Origin of the sequence: Hanamia caeni, assembly GCF_003721595.1 — a bacterium.
In the GTDB taxonomy this organism is placed as follows: Bacteria; Bacteroidota; Bacteroidia; order Chitinophagales; family Chitinophagaceae; genus Ginsengibacter; species Ginsengibacter caeni.
Map to the genome: position 1 here is coordinate 144,384 of NZ_RJJR01000015.1, position 9,088 is coordinate 153,471.

Annotated in this window: 8 protein-coding genes; 1 reads left to right on the forward strand and 7 read right to left on the reverse strand. The window is 38.3% G+C overall.

From position 1 onward, the window contains the following. Window positions 1-2: 2 nt before the first annotated feature. From EFY79_RS17360 to EFY79_RS17390, 7 genes are all read right to left on the reverse strand, one after another. Window positions 3-2,147: a family 1 glycosylhydrolase gene (locus EFY79_RS17360; protein WP_123122008.1), complete on the reverse strand. Its 2,145-nt coding sequence runs from the start codon at window positions 2,145-2,147 to the stop codon at window positions 3-5. Further along, window positions 2,116-3,258, reverse strand: a complete 1,143-nt coding sequence (glf, locus tag EFY79_RS17365) for a UDP-galactopyranose mutase (RefSeq protein ID WP_123122009.1) — start codon at window positions 3,256-3,258, stop codon at window positions 2,116-2,118. The genes EFY79_RS17360 and glf overlap by 32 nt, the downstream gene beginning before the upstream one ends. Further along, window positions 3,251-4,393: a glycosyltransferase family 1 protein gene (locus EFY79_RS17370; protein WP_123122010.1), complete on the reverse strand. Its 1,143-nt coding sequence runs from the start codon at window positions 4,391-4,393 to the stop codon at window positions 3,251-3,253. Before EFY79_RS17370 ends, glf begins: the two co-directional genes overlap by 8 nt. Window positions 4,394-4,721: 328 nt before the next feature. Continuing rightward, a complete protein-coding gene (locus EFY79_RS17375; RefSeq protein ID WP_123122011.1) occupies window positions 4,722-5,453 on the reverse strand; it encodes a hypothetical protein in 732 nt (243 codons plus the stop codon). 62 nt (window positions 5,454-5,515) lie between these two features. Continuing rightward, window positions 5,516-5,650: a hypothetical protein gene (locus EFY79_RS21930; protein WP_262684791.1), complete on the reverse strand. Its 135-nt coding sequence runs from the start codon at window positions 5,648-5,650 to the stop codon at window positions 5,516-5,518. Beyond that, the gene (locus EFY79_RS17380; protein ID WP_123122012.1) at window positions 5,651-5,899 is read right to left on the reverse strand and encodes a hypothetical protein; all 249 of its coding nucleotides are present in this window, start codon (window positions 5,897-5,899) and stop codon (window positions 5,651-5,653) included. A gap of 559 nt (window positions 5,900-6,458) precedes the next feature. Then, window positions 6,459-7,115, reverse strand: coding sequence for a hypothetical protein (locus EFY79_RS17390; protein WP_148041962.1), 657 nt, complete (start codon window positions 7,113-7,115; stop codon window positions 6,459-6,461). Between the two features lie 304 nt (window positions 7,116-7,419). Here EFY79_RS17390 and EFY79_RS17395 point away from each other — a divergent pair, with 304 nt between their 5' ends. Next, on the forward strand, window positions 7,420-8,487 hold the full coding sequence (locus EFY79_RS17395) for an IS110 family RNA-guided transposase (RefSeq protein WP_123122015.1): 1,068 nt from the start codon (window positions 7,420-7,422) through the stop codon (window positions 8,485-8,487). The last annotated feature ends 601 nt before the right edge of the window (window positions 8,488-9,088 follow it).

Consider the following 9,088-nt stretch of genomic DNA (forward strand, 5'->3'; position numbering starts at 1 on the left):
AATCAAATATATTTTTCTTTAAAAAAGCGCTCGATGGCGTCGTCGAGAGATGGAAGTTTTAAACCTTTATCGCTTTGTAATACACTATAGACAGGTCTTTTAGCTTTCCAGTTTATTTCATCCTGGCTACAGCTTATTAAATTTTTGTTATTATACCCACCTCTTTCTGCAATAATTTTTGCAAAGCCGCTCCATGTTATATTCCCGTCATTTGTTAAGTGCCAGATTCCTGTCTCCCGATCAATTAACAGATCTAACGACTGATTAACCAGGTCTGGTATATAGGTTGGAGAAATTGTAACATCTTTAGCAGATTGGCAGTTTCTGCCTTCTTTTAAAGAGCTTAAAATGTACTGGGCAAAATTGTATTTATCCCATGGGCCAAAGAAAGCACTTGTTCTTATTATTAGTGAAGAAGAGAAGTTACTCATTACTAACTCTTCGCTTCTTGCTTTACTTTCACCGTAAACATTTAAAGGCGCCATATCGTCCTGTTCGATGTACGGGCTTTCTTTTTTACCATTGAATACTAAATCAGAAGAAAAGGTTAGTAACTGGATGCCATGTTTGTTGCACAATTGAGCGATGTTCCCGGCACCCTGAACATTCAAATTAAAGCAGATATTCTGTTCAGTTTCCGCTTCGTCCACTTTAACATATCCTGCGGCATTGATGATAGCCCATGGCTTATACCTATTGATAGCCTCTTTTATTTGTGAGACATCCGTAATATCAACTTCGTTCCGAAAGGCTGCCTGGCAGCGGAGAGATCGTGAGTTACAAATGTTAGTAAAGGCGGTTCCTAATGTTCCTCCTGCACCTAAGATAAGAATCGGTCGCCCTTTCAGTCTATGAACCTTTGAGGCTGAAGGATAACTTTTATGCCACCAGCCTTTTTCACTTAGCACAGGATGATTATACTTTCCCTTTTTTGCAAGTTCAGTTATCATTTTGGCCATTGCAGTTGCGCGCAAACGACTTTTGGAGACATCAAAAACACCTGTCTCGTATTTCCCGGATTCCTTTGTTAACAAGCTATCCCAATCATATGCACCCAGCAGCGACCATGCAGTGATTGCTTTTACTTCTACGCCTCCTTTTCTTAATTGAACACATTGATTCCAGGCTTCCATAAACCAACGTAGCTGCTCTTCACGGGTACAATTTAAATGTATTTCCGTCAGCGCCATTGGTGAATGATATCGTTCCCATACCTCTTTTAATAGTCCTTTTAATCCATTCAACCTGACCGCTCTTACAGCGGCTATATCTGAATAAATGTGTCTGCCATTTCCACCCGGCGATGTTTCACTGTACAATTCAACCTTTTCATCAAGATACCTTTCTGAAGTAACATAATAATTACACCCTGTAATATCAGGAATACAAGGCCGTTCTAAAAAGAAGTTTAAATCTTCTTTCCGCAAACCATTACTGATCAAATGCTGCCAGAGCACGTGATTTTGATCCACTTTACCGTGAAGAAAATCATAGGTAAGCCATCGCCTGTTATTTTCAAAATCCGCCTGGTATTTCAGTAACCGTGTACTATGGGTTTTAGCCAGGTCTTCTGTTTGAACCAGTTTTGCCTGTGGATTTATTTTACGTATGGCTTCCATAGAAAGCACTATTCCTTTTAGCTGGTTTAACAGCATTTTTAAAAAAGAAGATTCACTTTTTTTATGGGGATACCATAAACCATAAAGCCCGCTAAAACGAGCTGTAGTCAAAGGTTCATTGATAGGCGTGTAATATTCAAGCCATGGAAATTGTTGCGCAACCCTAAAAGCGTAAGAAGTCATTTTTGCAGGAAAGTCGTTATCCAATAAATTAGTAAAACGTGGCCCGCTTCCGTGATGCAATAAACCGGCAATCGGAATTATTTTGTGAGATCTTATTTTTAAAAGTTGCCTGGAAGTCTGATCCCAGTTAATTATTTCATTTTCATTATCTGTTTGATGAGCCTCCCACAAAATGGGATACCGAATCATTTTTATTCCTGTTTGGGCAATTTTATCAATGTCATCCTTTCGTTTATAATGCCCGGCATATTGTAACTGATCGCGAAAAGAGTTTCCAATCCTGTTGATCGTGCATTCTAATCCGCCCCATATTTCAGGATTGTATAAAAGATAATTGTTGTTCATTTAATCTATGTTCGTGCTCCCTGGAAGATGCTATTTTTTTATATAATGTCAGTGCCTGGGCCACTACCTGGTCCATATTATAATATTTATAAGTAGCCAGCCGGCCTGCAAAAAATACATTTTTCTCCCCGGCCGATAATAACTGGTATTTCCGGTATAATTCAGCGTTTTCCGGGCGGGGTACCGGGTAATATGGATCGCCTTCATCCATTGGATATTCATATACGATGGATGTTTTTGCATGTTTTTGGCCGGTGATATATTTAAATTCTGTGATTCGCGTATATGGATGTTCGTTAGGATAATTTACCGTCCCGGTTTGCTGGAATACTTCAAGGTCAAATGTTTTAAATTTAAATTCTAATGAGCGGTAAGGAAGTTTGCCATAAGTATAGTCAAAGAAATAATCTATAGGTCCGGTGTAGATCATCTTATTGAAGCAAATTGAATTTTCGATCTCTTTATAATCTGTATTCAACATCACTTTTATATTCGGATGATTAAGCATTTTTTCAAAAAGCCGGGTATAACCATGTAATGGAATCGCCTGGTAGGTGTCTGAAAAATAACGGTCGTCGCGATTATTTCGGGTCGGGATACGTGAGGTAACTGATGCATCAAGTTCCGATGGATCTAAATTCCATTGCTTCTTCGTATAACCTTTAAAAAACTTTTCATATAAATCCCTTCCTACCTTACTGATTACTACATCTTCCGAAGTTTCTATGCGGTCTTTTTTTTCGGCTTTTGATTGCAGGAAACCCTCCATCTCGCTGCTTGACAGATGTAATCCATAAAGTGCATTGATAGTATTCAGATTTATAGGAATCGGCACGAGCATGCCATCCACACTTGCAAGTACTCTATGCTCATACGGGCGCCATTGTGTGAAGTGGCCGAGATATTGAAATACATCTTTACTGTTCGTATGAAAAATATGAGGGCCATATTTATGAACAAGTATGCCATCATCATTGTAAAAATCGAAAGTGTTTCCACCGATATGGTTTCTCTTATCTATCAGTAATACCTGTTTTCCGGATTGAGTGGCAAGCCGCTCAGCTAACACACTTCCGGCCAAACCAGCGCCTACTATCAAATAGTCAAACATATATTTGCTTTTTATTGTTTTTAATCAGGGGTTTCTTTTCCATTGCCTCCTTGATAATCTCTACCATTTCCTTCCAGGTTTGATCCCATGAATTGTTAGACAGAAAATCATCAACGCGCCTTAACCATGGTTGTTTATCCTCCGTATTGAAAATCTTTTCTGCAGCTTTTATAAATTCCGCAGGAGTGTCCGCTATTTCCACCAAATCTTTTTTAGCGTAAGGGTTTACCACATCAGTAATAGATGTAGAGATTACAGGTTTTCCCCCGGCAAGATATTCCGGTGTTTTTGTAGGGCTTATAAATTTGGTGGAATCATTTAATTCAAAGGGAAGAATGGCAACGTCCCAACCGGCGAGGTACCGAGGTAGCTCGTCATATTGTTTGCCTCCCGTATAATATATGTTTTGCCCTTTAGGCAATATGGATGGATCAATTTTAGCAATTGGCCCAACTAATATAAAATGCCAATCAGGCCTTAATTTTGAAAGCTCATTAATTAAAGAAAGATGAAAGCGCTCATCTATAACTCCATAAAAACCAAAACGGGGGTGGGGGATAGAAGCCTGATCCAATGGTTCTTCCGTCGGGTTTCGGGCTTTTAAAAAATGAGCGTAGTCGATGCTGCTGGGAAAAGGATAAATGTTGTGATGTAAATGCTTTTTTTCGTTATATAAACTGTAGCCTCCGGTGAAAACCACATCGGCTTGTGAGAGCAGTTTTTGTTCCCAGGATTTCAAACTTTGCGGAGCAAACTTAAATGCAGAAAGTTCATCCATACAATCGTAAATAGTAACTATAGGTTCCAGGTGATCGCTGTAGGCCAATGCCATGGGTGTATAATACCATGTTATATATTTGGTGATGTCGTTGGCATACAACAATGAATCAAGAAGGCCCTTTAATGTGTGATTAGTGTGATCATCACTTATACCGCGGGAACAATGCAGATTGACTACCCACAAGTCTTTATTCTCCTCCACTTTGTTGATTTCATAATATTCCGGACCTGAAGTATCAAAAACGGGCTCCTCAATAACAAAAACGCGGTTATTAACAGCAAAACGGTTAAGAAGATGCTGGGGGCGTTGGTACACAAAATTCCACCGTATATGGCTAAAGCATATAATATCCATAATTCACATTTTTAAAAATTGTAAAACAAAAAGTTTAGGCAATAAATAGAAAGTAACTGTTGATCTAATACGATTTATATGCCAAATTACTTTTAGATAAAAAACGAGAATTATTCATTCTTTTATTAAGGAATCAGCAGCTTATTTGTAGAAGCAAATCCACGGCTATATAAGGTTATAGAATAAACGCCTGTTTTGTAACTCCGCTGAGTAAGTCACTTTTTCTGGAATAAAAATATTTGATAAAGATTCGTTTACTGGAATATATAAGGCTTAATGCTGTGGGGGAGGACGCCAGCAGCAGCATTGTGCGCATAACTCCTCGTCTTTATTTAAAAACATACCCAAGGCGAATACCCGCAGTACATGCGAAGTTTACAGAAGGATTATCTTTTGCAACGGCCAGCACAAACGGATGTCCATACAAATCGTCTCCATCCTTCACATTGTCAATTTCCGCGCCTCCGCCCAGGTACATTTCAAGCAGGATCCTGCCGTTGAACTGCCATTGATGGCCGGCATCCAGCATCAGCGCCGCAAAGCTGTGATGTCTTCTTACGATGCGGTAGGTTCTATCATGGCTAAACTGGTTGAAACTGTAGGCTCCCGCTACTATAGAAGGCTTAAGATATGAGCCACCGAATGCATTTCCCCAATAATAATTAACAGGCAGTTTTTTATTTGCGTGAACCGGTTTTATAAATTTGTAGCCCAACTCAATAAAGCCACCAAACTGGTTTCTCATGCCCGGGTGGTGGTAGCTGTACCCATCATAGAATAAGAACATAGGTCGGCCCTGGATGCTTAAATTCATGCCCGCTCCTATAATACCCAGGCCGAGTTGAATGTTCCTGCGTTGGCGAACCGGTTTCTCCAAAGAAAGTTGCGAATAGCCAAGCAGAGGCGCAAACACATTAACCTTTACGGCCGCGGGTGATGTAAAAAATGTATTTGAAGATTTATTATGATTGTCTGCAACTTTATTTTCACGAGCCGGCAAGTTTTGAGCAAACACATGACTGTTGATAAACAATAAAATAAAAAAGGAAAGCTTTTGCATGGCAGTTTAGTATGGACTCTTAAGAAGGAAGTTAAAAAATCCTGACTTAATAACATAAACGTTCAGGTGTTATCTTTATTATGAGTCGAATAATTGTCAATAAAGATGTATTCAATATCAGCCTTTATAATTTTCATCCTTCTTCCACCACCTTTCTTTCCTCTTCCGTTAAGCCATATAACTGGTACACCATTCATCTATCTGGAAGATTTTTGTTCCAGCACAAAATTATAATCCGGCTGCGGCTTTAGCGTATAGCCAAGCACGCTGACAAGCAAGTCTCTTACAAAACCTTCCTGGTATTCTTCCTCCTTTGCGTGCAGGATATTTTGCTGAATGATGGCATTATGAAAATGATGATGAAATCTTTGCCATGCAGCCTCCAACGATACTTTATCAAGTTGTCCTACATATTTTTTTAAAATGGAATGCTGAAATAAAGCCATTTAGTTCAAAGTAAAAAAGTTTGGTGAAAATAAGGAAAAAAGGGAATGTTTTTTTTGAGGTTGAAATAAAACACGGCCGCTTCTATTTTGTAAGCAATGTGTCATTACGAAAAGCCTGTTATTTCAAAGAGGTGACACCTTTTCGAAAAGGTGTCACCTCTCTCAAAGGATTTTTCTATAACCGCTTGTTATCGGCTTTTTGTTTCACAGAATTCGTTATATGCTTCTGTAACCATCGATGTATTCGGAAAGCGGGGGCCCCCGAAAAAATACCTGACGGTCCGGCAGGCGGGTTTATTGGAAAAACAAATTGTGCCTGTTGTGTGAATGACGGGTAGGGGAACTTTTGTAATACCCGGAATAAAAAAAACGCCAAAAACACGTTTAAAAAACAGCTTTGGGGAGCTCATTAAAAAAATCGAAACGCTTGCTGCTTCAACCAACCTGCAACTGCTCTGCAACAAATCCATACTAAATTCTTATTGCCCGGTTTCGTTCAACTATGGTTTCATTTCTTGCCCGTTGGGCAAAACGAAACCTTAGTTATTGTGCGATTTGTTTAGTAGAAAAGTTTAAATTTAGCAAACGTGTTTGTTTCGGGAATTTCTACAGACATATCATAATAATTTGATTTCTTGTCAAGTATTTTATATTTATACTTGTCACCGGGCTTACTAAATCCCTTTCTAATTACATTATTGCTTTCTATAAACTCAATTTCAAATTCGCAGTTGTTTAACCAATGAAATTTGAGTTTTGAAAATGTTCCATCCTTAAAATGGTCAATCCAAAATCCGTTTTCAATTTGAAGATTAACTGAATCTCCTTCAGGTTCTAGATATTTATATCTTTTATATTTTAAGAATTGTTGGCAATCATTTTTATTAAGTACAGAATTTGGTGTACTACTTAATACTTCCCAATTTTTTTGTGAGGAATCATTTCTATTTAATATTTCCCAAAATATTTTGCAATTTCTTTGAAGCCTATCATAAATATGAGATAAAATCTCCTCTTTCTTGTTTTCCGGATATTTTGCAAGGAAAGATGGAACATGTGTTGAATAAGCATTAAACACCTTTGTAGAATCAACGTTACTATTATTTGTTTCTATGCTTCTGCAAATTTCATTTACCAACGAATCTATCGACTCTTCTTTTTGACCAAAAGAAATCGCAGTAACAAAACAAAGTCCTATCATAATTATCACTCTCATAAAGTAGTTTGTCGCATTTCGCACAACGGCTCGGTATTTATGCAGGCAGGGCATTCAACGCCGTGTCAGCCGATAACCGAAGCCGAGTAAAGATACAAAGATGAATTTATTACTAATGTTCAATAGCGTTCCGTCGCGATGGAACTGAAGCTGATAAGAATTACTGCTGCTGAAGTGCGTAGTGTCAGCCTTGCTTGCATAAAGTCTCCATGTAACCTAAAAAAAACTGTTGAGGCAGTTAAGGAAGTAGTCAAATAAATTCGCTACAGTAACTTTTAATTTCATTATAAAAACCTCAACAGTCATGAATAAAGTTAATTCAAATTTCGAAGGCCAAACCATTTTTGTTGGTATGGACATTCACAAATCCAGCTGGAATCTTGGTATCCATCTGGGCGACATGTTTATAAGAAACGTGCATCAAAAACCAAATCCTCACATTATGGCCAGCTACTTAAAGCAGCATTATCCCGGTGCTCAATATAAAGCAGCATATGAAGCAGGTAAGTTTGGCTTCTGGATACAACGCCAACTAACAGCTTTAGGGATTGAATGCCTGGTGGTAAATCCTGCCGACATTCCCAAATCACAAAAAGATTCCTTGCAAAAAACTGATCCGCGTGATGCGCGTAATCTTGCACTGCGTCTTCAGTCAGGTGTATTGCACGGCATTCATATTCCTGATGAACAACAGGAAGCTGACCGTGTGTTTTTCCGGCATCGCAAAAGAATCCTCAAAGATCTTAACCGTTGTAAAAACCGTATCAAAGGATTGCTTGCTTTTACTGGCATTGATATTCCTGAGCAATATGATAACGCAAGCTGGAGCCATAATTTTATTAACTGGCTTAAAGCACTTGATTGTAAACAAACTTCCAGGAGAAGAGCGCTTGATTATATGATCGCTCAGATGGAATATTTACGTAAAGAACTTTTATCGCTCAGCAATGAGCTTCGCAAAATGATGCGCGAAAAGCGTTACAACAAAAATTACTATTTGCTTAGAACCATCCCCGGTATTGGCCCGCTGACAGCAGCAAGCATTCTTGTAGAAATAGGTGATGTGAAACGCTTTGAAACCTTTTATCATCTCAATAGTTTTGTCGGATTATTACCTATGGAGCATAGCAGCGGACAATCAGAAAATAAATTGAGTCTTACAGTCAGGAAGCACCGGCAACTCAGAAGCGATTTGGTAGAAAGTGCCTGGACAGCCAGGAGAACCGATCCTGCAATGGCGCTTTACTTCCAGGAACAAATAAAAAGAAAGGATAGTAAAATCGTCATCATCAAAATTGCACGAAAGCTTTTAAACAGAATCCGTTTTGTATTAATCAATCAACAACCTTACGAATTTGGAATTGTAAAATAATTATGAGCCCTGACTACTAAACATTCGTTGTATAAATATACCTCGCCAAGGCTGTAGCAGGGTTCATTTTAAAAAGATTTAGAAACAAAACTATTCACCAACATACCGTCAAAAAAAAACCGCGGGCATGACTACTAAACAAAAGTTGTTATCGTATAATAATCAAAAAGCGAAGTGTTTTCTTCTGCCAAGTCTGTAGCAGCCTGTATTTACGCCACTTTTCCCGAATAGCATCGGGATTACTAAGCGTAAAAACTCAACAAAAAATAACGAAGAACTGTAGCGATTTTTGCCACTCCAGATAAAAACCGGGACTAAGCAAAAAATTAACTGACTACTCAATGGATGCTGAAGTATGTTGACTTAAAAAATTTATTAAATTTGGGATAACGAAAAAAATCTTGCGAAGGGGAAAGGTTGAAAAACCATTCAATCTTTCTCTTTCAAAAGAAAATTATAACTACGATATTATTCTTCCTCGGCGCTCTTTAGGTACAATGGAACCTTTTGTTGAACTAAACCTACGGTAGCCTTCCGCAACTATCCGTAAATTTAGCATTCACTAAAACTTTAAAAATGACAACGAAAAAAAAACGCCGGA

What these genes read in the sequence shown, in the direction of transcription:
- glf (WP_123122009.1), bottom strand. Translation starts at nt 3,258, where the DNA reads ATGTTTGACTATTTGATAGTAGGCGCTGGTTTGGCCGGAAGTGTGTTA.
- EFY79_RS17375 (WP_123122011.1), bottom strand. Translation starts at nt 5,453, where the DNA reads ATGCAAAAGCTTTCCTTTTTTATTTTATTGTTTATCAACAGTCATGTG.
- EFY79_RS17395 (WP_123122015.1), top strand. Translation starts at nt 7,420, where the DNA reads ATGAATAAAGTTAATTCAAATTTCGAAGGCCAAACCATTTTTGTTGGT.
- EFY79_RS17360 (WP_123122008.1), bottom strand. Translation starts at nt 2,147, where the DNA reads ATGAACAACAATTATCTTTTATACAATCCTGAAATATGGGGCGGATTA.
- EFY79_RS17390 (WP_148041962.1), bottom strand. Translation starts at nt 7,115, where the DNA reads ATGAGAGTGATAATTATGATAGGACTTTGTTTTGTTACTGCGATTTCT.
- EFY79_RS21930 (WP_262684791.1), bottom strand. Translation starts at nt 5,650, where the DNA reads ATGAATGGTGTACCAGTTATATGGCTTAACGGAAGAGGAAAGAAAGGT.
- EFY79_RS17370 (WP_123122010.1), bottom strand. Translation starts at nt 4,393, where the DNA reads ATGGATATTATATGCTTTAGCCATATACGGTGGAATTTTGTGTACCAA.
- EFY79_RS17380 (WP_123122012.1), bottom strand. Translation starts at nt 5,899, where the DNA reads ATGGCTTTATTTCAGCATTCCATTTTAAAAAAATATGTAGGACAACTT.